This window comes from Streptococcus infantis, from assembly GCF_000960085.1.
Lineage (GTDB): Bacteria > Bacillota > Bacilli > Lactobacillales > Streptococcaceae > Streptococcus > Streptococcus infantis_C.
The window spans coordinates 23,340-44,304 of record NZ_JYGT01000006.1 but is presented as its reverse complement, the minus strand read 5'-3'; the positions used below and the strand labels follow the sequence as shown (position 1 = coordinate 44,304).

The window sequence follows — 20,965 nt, the reverse complement described above, 5'->3', positions numbered from 1 at the left end:
AGTTTACTCCGCAGCTTTCTTGGCTAAAAAGCTTGATACAGCCTCGACACCGATAGCTAGAGCTTCTTCTTTAGGGCTCATCTTTGGATGGTGAAGAGCGTAGGGACTATCAATACCTAGCCAGAACATGACACCAGGAACCTTGGAGAGAAGGTAACCGAAGTCTTCCCCTGTCATGGCAGGTTCGATGTCGATTAGTTCAATGCCCTCTGTTTCATCAAAGAAGGTCATCAATTCCCGGGCTAATTCAGGGTTGTTTTCGACTGGTAAATAGCCTCCCTGCTTGAGTTCGATCTCCACATCCATATCAAAAGCAGCTGCGATACCTTCAGCGATAGCTTTGACACGTTTTTGAACCAAGAGGCTCATGCTGTGTGTGAGAGCTCGAATGGTTCCATGCAAGAAAGCTGTATCAGATATGACATTATTGGTTGTACCAGCTTGAAAGACACCGAAAGTGACAACAGCTCCCTCGATAGGATCGACATTACGGCTGACAACCGACTGAACTTGGGTCACAAAATAGCTAGCTGCAACCAGAGCGTCGTTGGCTTCATGTGGAAAGGCAGCGTGACCACCTTTACCCTTGAAACGAATCTTGACTTCGCAAGTTCCTGCAAAGAGTGTATGGGTATTGGTCGCAATTTGTCCAACTTTTAAGTCGGGGCGAACATGAAGTCCATAGAATTGGTCAGGCAACCAGTCGCCAAAAGCATCATCTTCATACATGAGCATACCGCCTGCCTCATTTTCTTCCGCAGGTTGAAAGAGAAAGAGGAGGTTGTTTTTTGGTTGTTTTTCTAAAGCACGTTCGAGACTTCCAAGGGCAATGGTCATGTGAAAGTCGTGCCCACAAGCATGCATGCGGTCTTGGTGTTGAGAGACAAAAGGAAGACCTGTTTGTTCAACGATTGGGAGGCCATCAATGTCTGTCCGCCAACCAATGGTACCTTCTGGCTGACTTCCCTGCAAGTAAACTAAAATACCTGTTCGCCAAGTACGAATCTGAACAAAATCCTTACCAGCTGTTAATTTCTCAATAACATTGAGTAAATAAGCGTGAGTCTTGAATTCTTCTAAACCAATCTCAGGAATTTGGTGAAGATCGCGTCGAGTTTGAATCAAATCTAACATAGTTAATTTCCTTCTATTGATACGAGAAAGAGGCTGGAAATATTTCCGCCTCTGTTACTCATTACAAGGTGCGAAGCGCATCTTCTAGCGCTGTTTTTTGTTGGGTTTGGCTATCGATTTCCTTGATAACACGAGCTGGAACGCCTGCTACCACAACGTTTTTTGGAACATCTTGAGTGACGATGGCACCTGCAGCGACAACAGAACCGCTACCGATTTGAACACCTTCGATAACTACAGCGTTAGCGCCGATGAGTACATTGTCACCTACACGGACAGGCTCTGCACTAGCTGGCTCGATAACGCCTGCAAGAACAGCACCTGCACCAACGTGGCTATTTTTACCGACAATAGCGCGTCCGCCAAGGATAGCTCCCATATCAATCATAGTGCCAGCACCGATTTCAGCACCGATATTGATAACAGCTCCCATCATGATAACAGCATTGTCACCAATCTCAACTTGGTCACGGATGATAGCGCCTGGCTCGATACGAGCATTGATATCACGTTTATCAAGGAGAGGTACAGCAGAGTTGCGAGCGTCTTGTTCAACAACATAGTCCTTGTTTTCTGTAAGTCCTTCGAGAAGTGGAGCGATATCCTTCCAGTCTCCAAAGAGAACATTTCCAAGCTTGATAACAGAAGCAGGGATAGTTCCAGCAAGTTGCCCCTCAAAGGTCACTTTTACACTTGTCTTTTTCTCAGCATTTGCGATAAATTGGATAATTTCTTGTGCATTCATTTTTGTAGCAGTCATAGGTGTCTCCTCACTCTTTGTAATGCTTACTATTCTACCAAAAAAGGCTTCAATTTTGAAGCCTTAAGTGTTAAAAGAAGGTGTTTAATTCTTGGATTTAGATTCTTCAATGGACAAGAAAACCATAGGAACGATAATCAAAATCATGGCTAGTACCAAGAAACCATCCAGAACCATGCCAAGGAAAAGGACACTGAGGATAGCAGAGGATAGAGGTTCGCTTGCGCTAACGACCGACACCACCAATGGGGAAACGAGAGAGACGGCTTTCATCGATAGGAAGAAAGCAAAGGCTGTTCCCAAAAAGGCAATGGTCAAGCAAATCAAGATGCTTACCCAATCAAGCTGAAAACTAATTCTATAAACAGGATAGAGAAAATTACTAAAGAGTCCAGCCAGCAACATTCCCCAACCAACAGTTGGCACAAAACCGTATTTTCGAGCAAACGGTTGGGGCAAGATGACATTAAACATGACACCAAGCGCACTGAGAAGTCCTGTCAGCAATGCGAGGGGAGTGATGGATAGTTTAGACAGATCGCCTTTGGTAGCCATCAGAAAGACCCCAAGCATAGCAGTCAAAACATAGAAAATTGCTTTTTTAGAAGTTTTTTTCTTGTAGATAAGACGGTTGTAGATGAGAATGAAAACAGGGCTGATAAATTGTAGGATAGTTGCCGTTGTCGCATTAGAGTATTCTACACAGAGATAGAAGAAATACTGAACGGAGAAAATTCCTAAGATAGCATAAGCCAGAAAAGGTAGGTAGTTGTGACGATTTCTCCAAAGCTCGAATAAGTGTGAACGAAACTTAAAGCCGGACAAGATGAGTATAAAACCACCTGCAAGGCTTAGTCGCATAGAAGTAATCCAACCAGAGGAGACTGGATAATGTGTAAAGAAGAATTCTCCTAAAATACCACAAATACCCCATATTAATCCGGATAGGAGAGAATATATGGTTCCCTTGAAAATATTCTTTTGATAGTGATTCATATAAAAGTCGAGTTAGGACAAATACTCTTGATAATAGATGTACTAGCGTTGGGATCTATTCGAAGAAGAGTTGTTGCGACTGCTAGTAGTATTGTTGTTACTGTTACCGTTGTTATTATTGTTGTTGCTACTGTTATTACTGTTACTGTTACCGTTGTTATTATTGTTGTTGCTACTGTTATTACTGTTACTGTTACCGTTGTTATTATTGCTGTTGCTACTGTTATTACTGTTACTGTTACCGTTGTTATTATTGCTGTTGCTACTGTTATTATCGTTATTGTTATCTTGTTTTATTAGATTTCCAACAATTGTATTCCAAGCATGTCGATAGTCAGCCTCACTACCACCAATTGCAAAGTGGAAGGTCGTAGTTGGGGCACCAGCTTGGTTGGCCCAGTAACTTGTAACAGTCTCTCCACCAATTTCGTAATCTTTTCCGTTGAGATTAACTCGTCCTGGCTTTTGACCAGTTGATTTAAGAACTTGAGAAGAAGTTACACTTGAATCAAGGCTGAAACGCTCAGTTCCCCAAGCAGAAGGAGAAGCTTGTTGAATAGCATTTACCAGATTAGCCATGTACTTAGCATTACGGAAGTATGCGCCGTTAGCTAGGGGACTATTATCATCGTGACCAACCCAGCCTCCAAGAGTCAATCTTGGAGTTGAAAGCATGAGCCACATATCACCTTCTTCGTTAGTTGTACCAGTTTTACCGATCCAATCAGCACCTGCTAACTTAGAATTGATGGAAGCAAGATCGCTTTGGAAGCTTGTGGTTACCCGTGATGAAAGAACGTCTCTCAATAGACTTTGCATAATGGTTGCAGTAGCTTTAGAATAGACCTGAACAGGTTCGTCTTTATGCTCATAAATGACCTCGCCATTGCTTTTTTCGATTTTCGAAATCATGTATTTTTTATGGTAAACTCCATTATTAGCAAGTGTTTGATATCCATTTGTATGTTGAGCTACAGTAACTTCGATTCCTCCACCCATAGGAAGACTTTCAATGCCGTATTCTGGGATCTCATAGCCCATTTTTTCCATGTAAGAACGGACATCAACTCCTTTTTCACGGAGCATACGATAGGTCCAGTAGGCAGGGATGTTCCATGAATAATTGAGGGCTTCCTTAAGGTTTATCATAGCTGTTCCTGGACTGTTGACGTGCATGATAGGGGTTCCGTTAGCAAAGTTGGTAGGATAGTTTGATAGGATACTAGCACTTCCCATCAATCCTTGGTCAATAGCAATACCATAAGCTAATAGTGGCTTAGTAGTAGAGGCAGGAGAGCGTTTAGTATCAAAAGCATGATTATTTTGATTGTTTTGGTAATCTCGTCCGCCTATAAAACCTAAAATTGCTCCTGTTTGATTATCCATTAAGACATTTCCAACTTCAGGTTGACCTGAGCTATCATCTACAAGGTAACCATAGTTTGCGACTGCATTTTGCATAGCCGTATGGATTGTTTTATCAATGGTAGTTGTGACTCGATAACCTCCATTTTTAATCTCTTTTTCAGCTAATTCATGGTAAGATTTTTGGATGGATTCATTTTTGAGTTCTTGTTCAGAAACGTTATCTTTTTTGACCATATAATCATACATGAGGTTAGTAGCTTCATTGAGTGCAGTGAAGTAGAGGAATCCTTTCGCAGCTACATCTACATTTTCTGCAGGCAAGAAATCTTGCTTGATGTCATAAGCTTTATAGGTTTCGTAGTCTTCTTGGCTGAGAACTCCAGTTCGGTACATATTGTAGAGAACATCTTTGGAGCGCTTGATTCCAAGTTCCATATCTTCTTCACTCTTCATTTCACCAGTCGCTTCATAAGGAGAGTAGGAGATAGGACTTTGTGGCAAACCCGCTATAAAGGCTGCTTGTGGAACACTAAGTTGATTGGCGTCAACCCCAAAAATCCCTTTAGCAGCTTGTTGAGCACCTGCGATATTTTGACCTTTATTGTTACGACCAAATGGAGCGACGTTGAGATAGGTAGTTAGAATTTCATCCTTACTCATGGCTCGCTCTAAGGCCAAGGCATTCACAATCTCACTTGCTTTACGAGCAAGTGTAGGAGCATCACCCACTACTTGTTGTTTGATAAGTTGCTGTGTTAGGGTAGATCCTCCACTAGAGGAACCAAGGCCGATGAATTTTCCTAGACTGGCACGAATCACAGCTTTAGGAACGACACCATTGTGTTCCGCAAAGTGTTCATCTTCGGTTGCAACAATAGCTTGTTTGAGATTATCTGAAATAGCGTCAGATGTAACAGAAGTTCGAAGGAGGTCACTTTCGATTGATCCAATTAAGGAGCCGTCTGCATATCGAATGTCGGAGATAGATGAGATATCATTCACTTGTTTGACCAGATCTTCTGTCTGAGGAATGGTTACTTTGTCAAATAGAGAAACAGCATAACCCAAAACAACCCCAGTACCTAAAAGTCCACCAATGAAGGCGATGATAAATAGGGTATTAAAGGTTGCTTTAATTCCCAGCAAGATATTGGCAAAGATTGCCCAAATACTAGTTTTGGTTTGTTTTTTCTTCTTAGAATTATTACGACCAATTTTGCCTAAATCTATTTTTTTAAGTTTTGTTTTTAGGAACTGAAGGAAAGCCAGTCCTTTTTCTTTATATTCTAACAATTTATTCTTCATTTATTTCTTCACCTCTTATTATTATACCATAAAAGCATCTGTTTTAAGAAATTAGTCTTAATATAGGTTTAGAGGTGCTTAGCAACAAAAAAACCAGGTATACTCAACCTAGTTTTAAAGATTTATTTCTCCTCTGAAAGTTCTTTTCCAAGATCAATCAAGTAGTCTTTTAAGTGATCTTTGACTTGAGGATGTTTGAGGGCGTATTCAATGGACGTCTTCATAAATCCAAACTTATCTCCGACATCGTAACGTGCACCTTTAAACTCGCGAGCAAATACTCGTTGGGTTTTGTTGAGGGTATCGATAGCATCTGTTAGTTGGATTTCATTTCCCGCACCAGGTTTTTGATTTTCAAGAATACCGAAAATCTCAGGTGTGAGAAGGTAACGGCCGATGATGGCTAGATCACTTGGTGCGTCTTCAGGTGCTGGCTTTTCAACGAAGGTTTCAACACTGTAAAGACCGCCATTTCCTTCCCCTTGAGGAGCGATAACACCGTATGAAGAAACTTCTTCATGTGGGACAGGCATCACAGCGATAGTAGAAGCATGAGTTTGCTCATAATCATTTATAAGTTGTTTGGTCAATGGAATAGCACTATCATCTGTGATATCCATGAGGTCATCTCCAAGCATAACCACAAACGGTTCATTTCCAACGAAAGCTTTGGCTTGTAAAACGGCATCTCCGAGTCCACGTGGGTGTGTTTGACGGATGAAGTGAAGGCGCATACCAGTTGTTTCGTCAACTAGTTTTAAAAGGTCGGTTTTTCCTTTTTCCTTAAGGTTGTACTCTAGTTCAAAGTTTGAATCAAAATGGTCTTCGATAGATCGTTTTGATTTCCCTGTTACTACAAGAATATCCTCAATTCCAGATTTAAGGGCTTCTTCAACGATGAATTGAATAGTTGGTTTATCCACGATTGGCAACATTTCTTTGGCCAAGGCTTTGGTTGCTGGAAGGAAACGAGTTCCAAGCCCCGCAGCAGGGATAACAGCTTTTCTAACTTTTTGCTTCATGAGCATCCTTTCTAACGGTGATTATGACCACTCGTTTTCCGCTTTGAACTCAGTACTCATGAGTTCAGCAACGGCATCCTTAATATTAACATTTTCATAAATAACTTGGTAGATGGCTTGGGTGATTGGCATATAAACTCCAAGTTCTTGTGCCAATTCGTAAGCCGCTTTGGTTGTTGAAATTCCTTCGATGACCATTCCCATATTGGCTTCGATATCTGCCAAGGCTTCACCACGTCCAAGAGCATCTCCAGCACGCCAGTTACGTGAGTGGATAGAAGTTCCGGTAACAATCAAATCTCCAACTCCAGAAAGTCCACTGTAAGTTAACGGATTTGCACCAAGCTTGACACCAAGACGGGTAATTTCTGCAAGGCCGCGCGTGATAATAGCTGCCTTTGCATTGTCTCCAAAGCCAAGTCCATGAAGGGCTCCTGCACCAACGGCAATGATATTTTTAAGAGCACCAGCTGTTTCTACTCCAATCACATCTGTATTTGTATAAAGACGGAAGTAGTGGTTGCTAAAGAGTGTCTGAACATATTGAGCAGTTTGTAAATCCTTGGATGCAGCCGTGATCAAGGTAATGTCACGTACAATCGTTTCTTCTGCATGGCTAGGACCAGATACAACTACAATCTCACTACGTAACTCTTCAGGGATTTCTTCTTCTAGAATGGTTGAAAGACGTTTGTGACTATTGGGCTCGAGACCTTTTGAAGCATGCATGACCACCACTTTATGATCCAAAACAGCAGCCACTTGTTGAGCTACCAATCTGGTCACCTTAGTAGGTACCACAAACAAGACAGCATCAACACCCTTCAATGCTTCTGCCAAATCATGATAGGCCACAATTTCATCGTCTAATACAATATCCTTAAAATAGCGTTTGTTAGTATGTTGTGTATTAATTTCATCAATTTGGTCAGGAATATTTCCCCAGATACGCACTTCGTGTCCATTGTCATTAAGAACTTGTGACAGTGCAGTACCCCAAGAACCAGGCCCTAAAACAGCGATGGTTTGTTTGTTCATATTTTCCTCCTTCTGAGAAAGCACTTTCCTATATTCTACCATAAAAAGGACTATCATGCATCTATATTATTTAATATGAAATTTTTATCAGGATATTTATGTAAATAGGAAAAAATTCAAAAAAAGACAGTAAAATAGTCGAATATTCATGGGTCAAAACGATAAAAAACACGAAAAGAGGAACAATATTTTTTCTAAAAATGGTATAATAGGAGCATCACGAAAATTGGAGAGACAGCATGAGTTTTTACAATCATAAAGAAATCGAGCCTAAGTGGCAAAAATACTGGGCTGACAATCACACTTTTAAGACAGGAACAGATGCCTCAAAACCTAATTTTTATGCTCTTGACATGTTCCCATACCCTTCAGGAGCGGGTCTTCACGTAGGACACCCAGAAGGCTACACAGCGACTGATATCCTCAGCCGTTTCAAACGTGCGCAAGGCTACAATGTCCTTCACCCAATGGGATGGGATGCCTTTGGTTTGCCTGCAGAGCAATATGCTATGGATACTGGTAATGACCCAGCGGAATTCACCGAGGAAAACATTGCCAACTTCAAACGCCAAATCAACGCCCTTGGTTTCTCTTACGACTGGGACCGTGAAGTCAACACAACGGATCCAAACTACTACAAGTGGACGCAGTGGATTTTTACCAAGCTTTACGAAAAAGGCTTAGCCTATGAAGCAGAGGTACCAGTAAACTGGGTTGAGGAACTAGGAACTGCTATCGCCAACGAAGAAGTCCTTCCTGATGGAACTTCTGAGCGTGGAGGCTATCCAGTTGTCCGCAAACCAATGCGCCAATGGATGCTCAAAATCACGGCCTATGCAGAGCGCTTGCTCAATGACTTGGATGATCTGGACTGGCCAGAGTCTATCAAGGACATGCAACGCAACTGGATTGGGAAATCAACTGGTGCCAATGTTACGTTCAAAGTGAAAGGGACTGACAAGGAATTCACCGTCTTTACGACACGTCCAGATACCCTTTTTGGAGCGACCTTCACTGTCTTGGCGCCTGAGCATGATTTGGTAGATGCTATCGTCAGTCCAGAACAAGCTGAAGCCGTAGCAGACTACAAACACCAAGCTAGCTTGAAATCAGACTTGGCTCGTACAGACCTTGCCAAGGAAAAAACAGGGGTTTGGACTGGTGCTTATGCCATCAACCCTGTCAATGGTAAAGAAATCCCAATCTGGATTGCCGACTACGTTTTGTCTAGCTATGGTACAGGTGCTGTTATGGCTGTACCTGCCCACGACCAACGTGACTGGGAATTTGCCAAACAATTTGACCTTCCAATTGTGGAAGTGCTGGAAGGTGGAAACGTAGCAGAAGCTGCTTACACGGAGGATGGCCTTCACGTCAACTCTGACTTCTTGAACGGGCTTAACAAAGAAGACGCGATTGCCAAGATTGTGGCTTGGTTGGAAGAAAAAGGTTGTGGCCAAGAGAAGGTGACTTATCGCCTTCGCGACTGGCTCTTTAGCCGTCAACGTTACTGGGGTGAACCAATCCCAATCATTCATTGGGAAGATGGAACTTCAACAGCTGTTCCTGAAGATGAACTCCCACTTGTCTTGCCAGTAACCAAGGACATCCGCCCTTCAGGTACTGGTGAAAGCCCATTGGCTAACTTGACAGACTGGCTTGAAGTGACTCGTGAAGATGGCGTTAAAGGTCGTCGTGAAACTAATACTATGCCACAATGGGCAGGTTCAAGCTGGTACTACCTCCGCTATATCGATCCACACAACACTGAGAAATTGGCTGACGAGGATCTCCTCAAACAATGGTTGCCAGTCGATATCTACGTGGGTGGGGCAGAACACGCCGTGCTTCACTTGCTTTACGCTCGTTTCTGGCATAAATTCCTCTATGATATCGGTGTTGTTCCAACCAAAGAGCCATTCCAAAAACTCTTTAACCAAGGAATGATTTTGGGAACAAGCTACCGTGACCACCGTGGAGCTCTTGTGGCGACTGATAAGGTTGAAAAACGTGACGGTTCCTTCTTCCATGTGGAAACAGGAGAAGAGTTGGAGCAAGCACCAGCCAAGATGTCTAAATCTCTCAAGAACGTGGTGAACCCAGACGATGTGGTAGACCAATACGGTGCCGATACCCTTCGTGTCTATGAAATGTTCATGGGGCCACTCGATGCTTCTATTGCTTGGTCAGAAGAAGGCTTGGAAGGAAGCCGTAAATTCCTTGACCGTGTTTACCGTTTGATCACAAGTAAAGAAATCGTTGCGGAAAACAATGGCGCTCTAGACAAGGTTTATAACGAAACCGTTAAAGCTGTCACAGAGCAAATCGAGTCGATGAAATTCAACACAGCCAATGCTCAGCTCATGGTCTTTGTCAATGCGGCTAACAAGGAAGATAAACTTTATGTAGACTACGCCAAAGGCTTTATCCAATTGATCGCTCCATTTGCGCCTCACTTGGCAGAAGAACTCTGGCAAACAGTGGCAGCAACAGGGGAGTCAATCTCTTACGTGTCTTGGCCGACATGGGACGAAAGCAAATTGGTTGAAGACGAAATTGAAATCGTCGTCCAAATCAAAGGTAAAGTCCGTGCTAAACTCATGGTTGCGAAAGACCTGTCACGCGAAGAATTGCAAGAAATCGCTCTAGCTGACGAAAAAGTTAAGGCAGAAATTGACGGCAAGGAAATCGTTAAGGTGATTGCGGTACCGAACAAGCTCGTTAATATTGTCGTTAAATAACGAGTTTATTAGCCATATCTGCCACCTTCAATAGTCCACTGGACTATTGAAGCCAACCAAACTTGTAAATATTGTTGTGAAATAAATTTAAAAGTCCTTCAGAGCTAAGTTCTGGAGGACTTTTTGTAGATTATCTGTGAGATGTGATATACTATTCACATCTTTAAACTTATAAGTATGAGACAAGGAGAAAACTATGCCAATAAATGAATATGGTCAGATGATTGGTGAACCTGTAGACGACACACCTGGAGTCTTGCCTTCACTTGTGCGGATAGAAGGACAGTATGCGATTCTAGAAGCTCTTTCAGTGGAAAAGCATGCGGAGGATTTGCTAGCTGTCTATGGTCCAGATACTCCTGGGGAGATGTGGACCTACCTCTTTCAGGAACCAGTGGCAGATATGGAGGAACTGGTTACCGTCTTAAATCAGATGTTAGCTTGTAAGGACCGTTTTTACTATGCGATAATAGACAAGGCAACGGGTAAGGCATTGGGAACTTTCTCTCTCATGCGCATTGACCAGAATAACCGAGTAATAGAAGTGGGTGCCGTCACCTTTTCGCCTGCTCTTAAGGGTACGAGGATAGGGACAGAGGCTCAATATCTCCTAGCTCGCTATATTTTTGAGGAGCTCAACTATCGTCGTTATGAGTGGAAATGTGATGCATTAAATCTACCTTCTAGAAAAGCAGCAGAACGTTTGGGCTTTGTCTATGAAGGAACCTTCCGTCAGGCTGTCGTTTATAAGGGGCGAACTAGAGATACGGATTGGCTGTCGATGATTGATAAGGACTGGCCTCAAGTCAAAACTCGTTTGGAAGCATGGTTGACTCCTGAAAATTTTGATAAAAATGGGCAGCAGTACAAGAACTTAAGAGAGCTCTAAGAGGTGGAGATATGATTACCGTTAGAAAGCAAGGAGTTGTTACTTTAGATAATATTTTACATCTCTATCAGGCAGTTGGTTGGACAAACTATACCAATCAGCCACAGATGTTGGAGCAGGCCTTGTCTCACTCACTAGCAACTTATCTTGCCCGTGATGGTGAGGAAATCGTTGGTTTAGTACGTCTGGTTGGAGACGGTTTTTCATCCGTTTTTGTCCAGGATTTGATTGTTTTACCTAGCTATCAGCGCCAAGGAATTGGTAGTAACTTGATGAAAGAAGCCTTAGCTGACTACAAGGATGCCTACCAAATCCAACTAGCGACTGAACAGACAGAGAAAACATTGGGGTTTTACCGTTCTCTGGGGTTTGAAACCTTAACTACTTATGATTGTACAGGAATGATTTGGGTGGATCGAAAAAACTTAAAATAATTTTTTTCACTTAAGCTAATTTTAAGTATTGTCTTATATCATATAGTTATTAAATAAAGACCTCCTAACTTTATTTAATAGAAATCCTAAACTTTTCTTTTTCATAATAATCTCCCTAAAGAAGTCACCAAATTCGGTGGCTTTTTTTATGTTCACCTGTAGAAATTTTAAAATAAAATTGACCACATAATCATCCATTTCGACCACATAACACCAAACTATATTTTTTCTTTTTCCTTTTTGTTAAACTGAGGGTGTGAAAAGGAGGAAAGAAATATGATTTTACAAGCAAAAGGCCTCACTAAGAAGTATGGAGACCATATAGCAGTTAGAAATATAAATTTAGAGTTTAAAAAAGGGAGTTTTAATGCAATCTTAGGACCTAATGGGGCTGGCAAATCGACCACGATTTCAATGTTAATCGGACTTAAACGAGCGACTAATGGTCAAATCATCTATGCGCCCAATACTAGGATTGGAGTTGTTTTTCAAGCAGGTGTATTGGATGGAAAGTTGACAGTCAAAGAAAACCTAACCATTCGAGCCCAGCAGTATAAGGGGATTAAAGGTGGTCGTGTGGAAGATTTAATCAATCAACTAGGGTTGACTGCTTTTCAGAAACAACTTTATGGAACTTTATCAGGAGGACAGAAACGTCGAGTTGACATTGCTCGGGCTCTCCTATCCAATCCCGATATTTTATTTCTAGATGAGCCTACGACTGGACTAGATATTCAGACTCGCAAATCCATTTGGGATTTATTGTATCGTCTACAAAGAGATGAAGGGATGACTATTATCTTAACGACTCATTATCTGGATGAAGCAGATGAGGCAGATCAACTTTATATTATAGATCATGGAAAGGTTATTGCCCAAGGTTCTGCTACTGAGATTAAAAGTGAGTACGCTTCCAATCTTTTAAAAATTTGTTTTAAAGATAAGCAGGTGGAGAAATTCTTACCTAAGAATATGCCTGTGGAAAAGGAAAATGAGTTTGAGTATAGTCTTTATCCTAAGAGCCAATTGGAAGCTATTGATTATTTGACTCAAGTTCGTGAGAAGATTTCTGGGTTTGAATTTCGTCCAGGAACTATGGATGATGCCTTCATAGCCCTTACAGGAAGAGAGGTGCGCTAATGTTAGCCTTATTAAAACGTGATTTTTTGTTGTATTTTCGTAATCGTTCAGGAGTCTTTTTCTCATTACTAGGAGCTTTGATTTCCTTTCTACTCTATATCATTTTTTTGCAGAAAAATTTGATGGATGCCTGGTCCCAACTTCCTGATAATAAGAGCCTTTTAAATAACTGGCTGATGGGTGGAACCTTGGCTGTGACTGGGATTACAACCAGTTTTACAGCTTTGACCCAGATGGTACAAGACCGTGAAAATCAAGTGGATCAGGATCTCTTTTTGACAGACTTAGGGAGCTGGGGCTTGCAACTGTCTTATCTTATTAGTAGCCTTATCATTTCCTTTGTTATGCAAGCCTTTATGCTTATTGTTATGAGCCTTTATTTTCAAGAAATTCCAGCTATGAGTAAGCTATTTGAAATAAGTTTAATCATGCTGCTAAGTAGTCTCCTTTCAACATTGGTAAATGCACTCTTGGTTTACCATTTCCAGTCAGTAGATAGTCTAGGTAAATTGGCTACCATTGTAGGTACAGCTTCAGGATTTTTAGTAGGAACTTATGTACCAATGGGAATTCTTCCTAACTTCGCTCAAGTTCTCATGAAGTGCACACCGGCTACCTATCTTGCTTCCCTCTATAGACAGGTCTTAATGAAGGAGCAATTAGAAACTACATTTATGGGGAATAGTAGCCTATTAGAAGAGTTTCAAGAAAAATTAGGAATCCGGCTTAATTGGCAGAACCTTTTAACAAAGGAAGAAACATACTTAATAGTGGTGAGTATCTGCCTCCTAACTTTTCTGCTTTGGCTGGTAGTAGTTAAAATCTCTAGCAAAAAAATAAAATTTATAGGTTAAGCTAACTTTAAGTCTTCTCTTGTATCATATGGATATTAAATAAAGACCTCCTAACTTTATTTAATAGAAATCCTAAACTTTTCTTTTTCATAATAATCTCCCTAAAGAAGCTACCAAATCAGGTGGCTTTTTTGTTTGTGGGCTGGATTTTTGCTATAATAGGAACATGAGTAGAATTTTAGATAATGAAATCATGGGTGATGAGGAGTTGGTTGAACGTACTCTTCGTCCCCAATATTTACGTGAATATATCGGACAAGACAAGGTCAAGGATCAGCTTCAAATCTTTATCGAGGCAGCAAAAATGCGTGATGAGGCGCTGGACCATGTTCTTTTGTTTGGTCCTCCAGGTCTCGGGAAAACAACCATGGCTTTTGTCATTGCCAATGAATTGGGAGTCAATCTCAAGCAAACTTCTGGTCCTGTTATCGAAAAAGCCGGTGATTTGGTAGCGATTTTGAATGACTTGGAGCCAGGAGATGTGCTTTTTATCGACGAGATTCATCGCTTGCCCATGTCAGTAGAAGAGGTGCTTTATAGTGCAATGGAAGATTTCTACATCGACATCATGATTGGAGCAGGGGAAGCTAGTCGTAGTGTCCATCTAGACTTACCACCTTTTACCTTGATTGGTGCGACGACACGAGCAGGGATGCTCTCAAATCCTCTTCGTGCACGTTTTGGGATCACTGGTCACATGGAATACTATACACATGCTGACTTGACAGAGATTGTCGAGCGGACGGCAGATATCTTTGAGATGGAAATCACTCATGAAGCAGCTTCGGAGTTAGCTCTCCGTAGCCGTGGGACTCCTCGTATCGCCAATCGTCTTCTCAAGCGCGTGCGCGACTTTGCACAGATTATGGGCGATGGCTTGATTAATGATGTGATTACGGATAAGGCTTTGACCATGCTGGATGTAGACCATGAAGGTTTGGACTATGTAGACCAGAAAATTCTCCGCACCATGATTGAAATGTACGGTGGCGGTCCTGTCGGTTTAGGAACACTTTCGGTAAATATTGCTGAAGAGCGTGAGACGGTAGAGGATATGTATGAACCTTACCTGATCCAGAAAGGCTTTATCATGCGAACTCGTTCAGGACGGGTCGCGACTGCTAAGGCCTATGAACATTTAGGGTATGAATACATTGAAAAATAAGATTGAAATCTTAGATTCTTTTAGAGAAAATCATGATATGATGGCTATTCTGACTATCATCCGTGACCTGGAATTGAAAGATTCCTGGTTGGCAGCTGGTTCGGTCCGAAATTTTATCTGGAATCTTTTGTCCGATAAACCAGCCTTTGACCGTGAAACGGATGTGGATGTGATTTTCTTTGACCCAGATGTGAGTTATGAAGAAACGTTGGCTATAGAGAACAAGTTGAGAGAGGACTTTCCCCAGTATCAATGGGAGCTGAAAAATCAAGTCTATATGCATCAGCATAGTCCCCATACGGCTCCGTATAGAAATTCCTGCGATGCCATGAGTAAATATCCTGAACGTTGCACGGCAGTAGGACTTCGCTTGCAAGCTGACGCAACTTTAGAGCTCTTTGTGCCTTATAGTTTAGAGGATATTTTGAACTTTCAAGTTCGTCCGACTCCTCATTTTTTAGAAAATCAAGACCGAATGAAGCTCTATCAAAAGCGTTTATCCAAGAAAAACTGGCGAGAAAAATGGAAAAATCTTACAGTTAAAAATACTTAAGGAAACTTTAAGATAGGAGCTGTATACTTATCTCATAAGTTAAGAAGAACTTAACTTATACTCCTAAAACTTTTTCATAATAATCTCCCTATAAAAAATTAAGTCGCCCAATCAGGCGGCTTTTTTTGTTCTAAGTCTATGCTTTTTCATGATATAATAGCCCTATGAGATTAGATAAATATTTAGTTGCCTGTGCTGTGGGGAGTCGGACAGAAGTCAAAAACTTGCTCAAGGCTGGGCGCGTGACGGTCAATGGCAAAAAAGAAAAGTCAGCTAAACTGCAGATTAATGAAGAAAGAGATGAGATTCGCTTTGATGGCCAAGTGCTGGAGTATGAAGAGTTTGTCTACTACATGATGAACAAGCCCCAAGGAGTCATTTCAGCGACTGAGGATTCTAAACACAGAACAGTGTTGGACTTGTTGGATGATATTGCTCGGACCAAGGAAGTTTTTCCAGTAGGGCGCTTGGATATTGACACGCATGGTCTCCTGCTTTTGACCAATGACGGCCAGCTAGCTCATGCTCTTCTTTCTCCTAAACGCCATGTGGAAAAGACTTATCTGGCACAGGTCAAGGGAATCATGACAGATGCAGATGTTGAGACATTTGCGCAAGGAATTCCGCTCAAGGACTTTACCTGTCAACCTGCCAAGCTGGAGCTTGTGTCTGTGGATGCAGAAAAGAATCAAAGTCTGGTCCGAGTGACCATCGCAGAAGGAAAATTTCACCAAGTCAAACGGATGGTAACCTACTGTGGCAAGGAAGTGGTGGACTTGCAACGTCTGACCATGGGAACTTTGATCTTGGATGAGGATTTGAAACGTGGAGAATGGCGTCGTTTAACCAAGGATGAGCTAGAAGCTTTGCTTGATAGTGTCAGCTAGTGATAGTAGCACCATGAAATATTAGGAAAATGCGAGGAAAATATCCTTGCCTTTTTCAGTTTTTGGTTGCTTCCTTTGTGAAAAGAGTTATAATAGACAGTAAGAAAAAAGGAGGATTTTATGAACGCGATTCAAGAATCATTTACAGATAAATTATTTGCTAACTATGAAGCAAATGTTAAATATCAAGCTATCGAAAATGCTGCTAGCCACAATGGAATTTTTGCAGCCCTCGAGCGTCGTCAAAGTCATGTCGACAACACACCAGTTTTCTCACTTGATTTGACAAAGGACAAGGTCACTAATCAGAAGGCTTCTGGTCGTTGCTGGATGTTTGCGGCACTTAATACTTTCCGCCACAAACTCATTTCTCAATACAAACTGGAAAACTTTGAATTGTCACAAGCCCACACCTTCTTCTGGGACAAGTATGAAAAATCTAACTGGTTCTTGGAGCAAGTGATTGCGACTGCAGACCAAGACTTGACTAGCCGTAAGGTAAGCTTCCTGCTCCAAACTCCACAACAAGATGGTGGTCAGTGGGATATGGTGGTTTCTCTCTTTGAGAAATACGGTGTCGTACCTAAGTCTGTTTATCCAGAGTCTGTTTCATCTAGCAGTAGCCGTGAGCTCAATGCCATCCTTAATAAATTGCTTCGTCAAGATGCTCAAATCTTGCGTGACCTCTTGGCTTCTGGTGCTGACCAAGCGACTGTTCAAGCTAAGAAAGAAGACCTCTTGCAAGAAATCTTTAACTTCCTTGCTATGTCACTAGGTCTTCCACCACGTCAGTTTGACTTTGCTTATCGTGATAAGGACAATAACTACCAAAGCGAAAAAGGCATCACTCCACAAGAGTTTTACAAGAAATATGTCGACCTTCCACTAGAAGACTACGTTTCTGTGATTAATGCTCCAACTGCTGATAAACCTTATGGGAAATCTTACACAGTTGAGATGTTGGGAAATGTCGTTGGTAGCCGTGCGGTTCGTTACATCAACGTACCGATGGAACGCTTGAAAGAATTGGCGATTGCCCAAATGCAGACAGGAGAAACTGTCTGGTTTGGTTCAGATGTCGGCCAACTCAGCAACCGTAAAGCCGGAATCCTTGCGACTGATGTTTATGATTTTGAATCAAGCATGGATATTCAACTCACTCAGGACAAAGCAGGACGTTTGGATTACAGCGAAAGCTTGATGACCCACGCAATGGTCTTGACAGGTGTTGATTTGGATGAAAATGGTAAATCAATCAAGTGGAAAGTTGAAAACTCATGGGGAGACAAGGTCGGTGCAGATGGTTACTTTGTTGCCTCAGACGCTTGGATGGACGAATACACTTACCAAATTGTTGTCCGTAAAGAATTACTAACAGCAGAAGAACGAGCTGCTTATGAAGCAGAACCAATTGTGCTTGCACCTTGGGATCCAATGGGTGCCTTGGCAGAATAAAAGAATACAAAAAAGAATCAGGTGATAATCCTGATTCTTTTTTGTTTGTAAATTCTCACCGAGATTACATGATACCGAAGAAACGAGCTGCGATACCAACTGCAAAGAGGGCAAGGATGATTGTGATTGGAGATACTTTTTTCTTAAGCAACCACATGCAAAGGAAAGTAAGGAGAAGTCCCATCAATCCTGGAATCAATGAGTTCAACTGACCTTGAAGCGTTTGTGGTTGAACGCTATCCAAGCTCATACCACTAAGTGCTTGACCAAGAATACCCTTCAATTCTCCACCTGTAACAGCACCTTCTGGGAAGTTGATGTAGGCACCTTCTGATAATTGTTTACCTGGAAGGTTGATAGTGAAGTTGATGGATACCCAACGTTGTACAAGAACGGCAAGGATGAACATACCAAGGATAGAAGCTCCTTTAGTGATGTCTTTCAAGATACCCCCTGACATGTCTTTAGTGATTTCAGATCCAGCCTTGTAACCAAACTCTTGTGTGTACCATAGGAAAGACATACGGATTGCATTCCATCCAAAGAAGAAGAGAAGTGGTCCAACGATATTACCAGTTGCAGCAAGTGATGCACCAAGGGCACCAAGGATAGGACGAACTGTAAACCAGAAGACTGGGTCACCGATACCAGCAAGAGGTCCCATCATACCGATCTTAACACCTTGGATAGCAGCGTCATCGATTTCAGTACCGTTAGCGCGTTCTTCTTCAAGTGCAAGAGTAACCCCCATGATTGGAGCAGCTACGTATGGGTGAGTGTTGAAGAATTCAAGGTGACGCTCAAGAGCAGCTGCTTGGTCTTCTTTTTTAGTGTAAAGTTTCTTGATAGCTGGGATCAAAGAGTAAGCCCAACCCAAGTTTTGCATACGTTCGTAGTTCCAAGAACCTTGAAGGAATTGTGAACGCCACCAAACTTTTTGGCGATCTGATTTTGATAATTGAATTTTTTCAGCCATGATTGTTCCCCTTTCTAGTAGTCTTCTAGGATATCACCGATTGGATCGTTAGAAGTTGCAGCTCCTCCGCCACCGTTTCCACCTTGTTTAGAAAGGTTGAGGTAGATGAAGGCAAGAGCAACACCGATGACACCAAGGGCAATCAAAGTCAATTGAGAGATTGCTGCAAGAGCAAAACCGATAGCAAAGAATGGCCATACTTCACGAGTAGCCATCATGTTGATAACCAAAGCGTAACCAACGGCAACGACCATGGCACCACCGACAGCCATACCACCGTTCAACCAGTCTGGCATCAATTTAAGAGCATCTTGAACAGCAGAAGCAGGGATAGCGATAAGGAAGGCTGCAGGAACAGCGATACGAAGACCTTGAAGAATAAGGGCAAAGTAGTGAGCGCGTTCAACAGCTGCAATGTTTCCTTCTTTAGCAGCAGCATCTGCAGTGTGAACCAAACCAACTGAGATTGTACGAACGATCATAGTCAAGAAAAGTCCAGCTACGGCAAGAGGGATTGCAGTTGCAGTTGCGACTGCGATACCTTCAGTAGTAAAGTTACCACCCTTAATCATGATGATTGCTGCAGCAACAGAGGCAAGAGCAGCGTCAGGAGCTACGGCAGCTCCGATGTTAGCCCAACCAAGGGCAATCATTTGAAGTGATCCACCAAGCATAACCCCTGCTTCGAGGTTACCAGTTACAAGACCGATGAGGGTACATGCAACGATTGGTTGATGGAATTGGAATTGGTCGAGGATACCTTCAAGACCTGCGAAGAAGGCAACAACTACAACCAAGATAGCAGAAATGATTGAAATATCTGACATGGTTTTATTCCTTTTCTATTTAATGTTAATTATTGAACGTTAGCTTTGCTAATCAAGTCAAACAAATCTTTTTTCGTGTCGTTTGGTACTTTACGTACGTCAAATTCAACACCAAGGTCACGCATTTTTTCAAATGTAGCAACGTCGTCTTTGTCCATTGACAATACGTTATTGACCATTGTTTTACCAGTTGAGTGAGCCATTGATCCAACGTTAAGAGTCTTGATTGGTACACCGCCTTCGATAGCACGAAGGGCATCTTGAGGTGTTTCAAACAAGATAAGGGCGTGTGTTTCACCAAAACGAGGGTCTTTTGCAACCTCAATCAATTTTTTGATTGGTACAACGTTAGCCTTCACTCCGTTAGGAGCAGCTTGTTTGATCAATTCTTTACGAAGATCGTCGTTTGCAACGTTATCTGAAGCAACGATGATACGGTCTGCTTTTGAATCTGGTGTCCAAGCAGTTGCGACTTGTCCGTGAAGAAGACGTGTGTCAAGACGGGCAAGGTTGATTTTCAATTTACCGTCTCCAATAACAGTTCCTTCTGGGATAGCAGCTTGGGCTACAGGCGCAGCTGCAGCAGTTGCAACTTCCTCAGCTGGATTTAGCTCTTCTGGAAGAGCCTTGATGCCATCTTTGGCTTCTTTAATGATGTTCGCAGCGACTTTATCCACTCCAGCATTCGCGTCCATGAGGCGCTCTGTGTAGGCTTGAATCAACATCGGCAAGTTAAGTCCTGTGATGATGGCAAATTTACGCTCAGGATTTTCTCCCATTACGCGGCTTGCTTGGTTAAATGGAGAACCACTCCAAAGGTCAGCCAAGACTAGAACCTCATCTTCTGCGTCAAATGCAGCCACAGCATTGTTAAATTTGGCGTATAAATCATCTGGACCTTCGTTTGGCATAAAGGTTACAACTTGAACCTTTTCTTGTTCACCAAAGATCATAGATCCTGACTGATGAATACCCGCGGCAAATTCACCGTGACTTGCAATAATGATTCCGATACTCATTATTGTCATTCCTCCTTATAAATTGTTTGACTTGTAGTTTAAGAAAACTTTAAGACTCTTTAAGTATAAACCGTTTTCAGCAAAAAATCAACTACTTATAATAAATGCTAAAAAGAGAAAGAAAAATCCATTTTTAAAGATATTGACATATCAATATTTATTGAAGCTATCTATCGAACGATAAAAAAATTTAATATAAAAAGGTCGATGAACAGAGTCTTGGTTTACTTATTCTAACCTTGAAACTCAATAATTCACTAGTTGCTTGAAGAGTGTGGATAGGGCAAATGAGGTTTTCATTGATAGAGTTTTGGGTGTTAAAAAACTTATCTCGATTGGATAGTGGTTATGTCAAAATTTCTCTGCGAATAAAAAAGAGGTGGGGTTTTAATCCCTACCTCG

The 20,965-nt window shown here is 41.8% G+C and carries 18 protein-coding genes; 9 read left to right on the top strand and 9 right to left on the bottom strand.

Going from position 1 to position 20,965, the window contains the following annotated elements:
* Positions 1 to 3: 3 nt before the first annotated feature.
* The 6 genes from TZ94_RS02370 to TZ94_RS02345 all read right to left on the bottom strand — a co-directional run bounded on the left by TZ94_RS02370 (position 4) and on the right by TZ94_RS02345 (position 7,623).
* The gene (locus TZ94_RS02370; protein ID WP_045613788.1) at positions 4 to 1,134 is read right to left on the bottom strand and encodes an N-acetyldiaminopimelate deacetylase; all 1,131 of its coding nucleotides are present in this window, start codon (positions 1,132 to 1,134) and stop codon (positions 4 to 6) included.
* Between the two features lie 61 nt (positions 1,135 to 1,195).
* Positions 1,196 to 1,894: a 2,3,4,5-tetrahydropyridine-2,6-dicarboxylate N-acetyltransferase gene (dapD, locus tag TZ94_RS02365; protein WP_045613786.1), complete on the bottom strand. Its 699-nt coding sequence runs from the start codon at positions 1,892 to 1,894 to the stop codon at positions 1,196 to 1,198.
* An 84-nt stretch (positions 1,895 to 1,978) separates the two neighbouring features.
* Entirely contained in the window at positions 1,979 to 2,890 is a 912-nt protein-coding gene (locus tag TZ94_RS02360; protein WP_045613784.1) for a DMT family transporter, read from the bottom strand.
* 42 nt (positions 2,891 to 2,932) lie between these two features.
* Complete coding sequence (gene pbp1b, locus TZ94_RS02355; RefSeq protein ID WP_045613782.1) at positions 2,933 to 5,563, bottom strand: penicillin-binding protein PBP1B; 2,631 nt, start codon at positions 5,561 to 5,563, stop codon at positions 2,933 to 2,935.
* Between the two features lie 122 nt (positions 5,564 to 5,685).
* Entirely contained in the window at positions 5,686 to 6,585 is a 900-nt protein-coding gene (gene galU, locus TZ94_RS02350) for a UTP--glucose-1-phosphate uridylyltransferase GalU (protein WP_045613910.1), read from the bottom strand.
* A gap of 21 nt (positions 6,586 to 6,606) precedes the next feature.
* A complete protein-coding gene (locus TZ94_RS02345; RefSeq protein WP_045613780.1) occupies positions 6,607 to 7,623 on the bottom strand; it encodes an NAD(P)H-dependent glycerol-3-phosphate dehydrogenase in 1,017 nt (338 codons plus the stop codon).
* Positions 7,624 to 7,862: 239 nt separating this feature from the next.
* Between TZ94_RS02345 and leuS the strand changes: the two genes are divergently transcribed.
* The 9 genes from leuS to pepC all read left to right on the top strand — a co-directional run bounded on the left by leuS (position 7,863) and on the right by pepC (position 17,741).
* A complete protein-coding gene (gene leuS / locus TZ94_RS02340) occupies positions 7,863 to 10,364 on the top strand; it encodes a leucine--tRNA ligase (RefSeq protein ID WP_045613778.1) in 2,502 nt (833 codons plus the stop codon).
* Between the two features lie 196 nt (positions 10,365 to 10,560).
* Positions 10,561 to 11,253 (top strand): GNAT family N-acetyltransferase, encoded by a 693-nt coding sequence (locus TZ94_RS02335; RefSeq protein ID WP_045613777.1) that lies wholly within the window; start codon positions 10,561 to 10,563, stop codon positions 11,251 to 11,253.
* Between the two features lie 11 nt (positions 11,254 to 11,264).
* Positions 11,265 to 11,687 (top strand): GNAT family N-acetyltransferase, encoded by a 423-nt coding sequence (locus tag TZ94_RS02330; RefSeq protein WP_045613776.1) that lies wholly within the window; start codon positions 11,265 to 11,267, stop codon positions 11,685 to 11,687.
* A 276-nt stretch (positions 11,688 to 11,963) separates the two neighbouring features.
* Positions 11,964 to 12,827 carry an ABC transporter ATP-binding protein gene (locus TZ94_RS02325; RefSeq protein WP_045613775.1) on the top strand — a complete coding sequence of 288 codons (864 nt, stop codon included), beginning with the start codon at positions 11,964 to 11,966 and terminating at the stop codon, positions 12,825 to 12,827.
* Entirely contained in the window at positions 12,827 to 13,681 is an 855-nt protein-coding gene (locus TZ94_RS02320) for an ABC transporter permease (protein WP_045613774.1), read from the top strand. Before TZ94_RS02325 ends, TZ94_RS02320 begins: the two co-directional genes overlap by 1 nt.
* A gap of 166 nt (positions 13,682 to 13,847) precedes the next feature.
* Complete coding sequence (ruvB, locus tag TZ94_RS02315; RefSeq protein WP_071788248.1) at positions 13,848 to 14,846, top strand: Holliday junction branch migration DNA helicase RuvB; 999 nt, start codon at positions 13,848 to 13,850, stop codon at positions 14,844 to 14,846.
* Complete coding sequence (locus TZ94_RS02310) at positions 14,827 to 15,399, top strand: nucleotidyltransferase family protein (protein WP_045613773.1); 573 nt, start codon at positions 14,827 to 14,829, stop codon at positions 15,397 to 15,399. Before ruvB ends, TZ94_RS02310 begins: the two co-directional genes overlap by 20 nt.
* A gap of 164 nt (positions 15,400 to 15,563) precedes the next feature.
* Positions 15,564 to 16,286, top strand: coding sequence for a pseudouridine synthase (locus TZ94_RS02305; protein ID WP_045613772.1), 723 nt, complete (start codon positions 15,564 to 15,566; stop codon positions 16,284 to 16,286).
* 120 nt (positions 16,287 to 16,406) lie between these two features.
* Positions 16,407 to 17,741, top strand: coding sequence for an aminopeptidase C (gene pepC / locus TZ94_RS02295; protein WP_045613770.1), 1,335 nt, complete (start codon positions 16,407 to 16,409; stop codon positions 17,739 to 17,741).
* Between the two features lie 64 nt (positions 17,742 to 17,805).
* On the opposite strand, the gene TZ94_RS02290 is transcribed toward pepC, so the two are convergent.
* Genes TZ94_RS02290 through TZ94_RS02280 form a run of 3 tightly spaced genes read right to left on the bottom strand, consistent with a single transcriptional unit; the run spans position 17,806 to position 20,563 of the window.
* Positions 17,806 to 18,717, bottom strand: coding sequence for a PTS system mannose/fructose/sorbose family transporter subunit IID (locus TZ94_RS02290; RefSeq protein WP_006149277.1), 912 nt, complete (start codon positions 18,715 to 18,717; stop codon positions 17,806 to 17,808).
* Positions 18,718 to 18,731: 14 nt separating this feature from the next.
* Positions 18,732 to 19,544, bottom strand: coding sequence for a PTS mannose/fructose/sorbose transporter subunit IIC (locus TZ94_RS02285; protein WP_045613769.1), 813 nt, complete (start codon positions 19,542 to 19,544; stop codon positions 18,732 to 18,734).
* 29 nt (positions 19,545 to 19,573) lie between these two features.
* Complete coding sequence (locus tag TZ94_RS02280; protein WP_045613768.1) at positions 19,574 to 20,563, bottom strand: PTS sugar transporter subunit IIB; 990 nt, start codon at positions 20,561 to 20,563, stop codon at positions 19,574 to 19,576.
* Positions 20,564 to 20,965 lie beyond the last annotated feature (402 nt).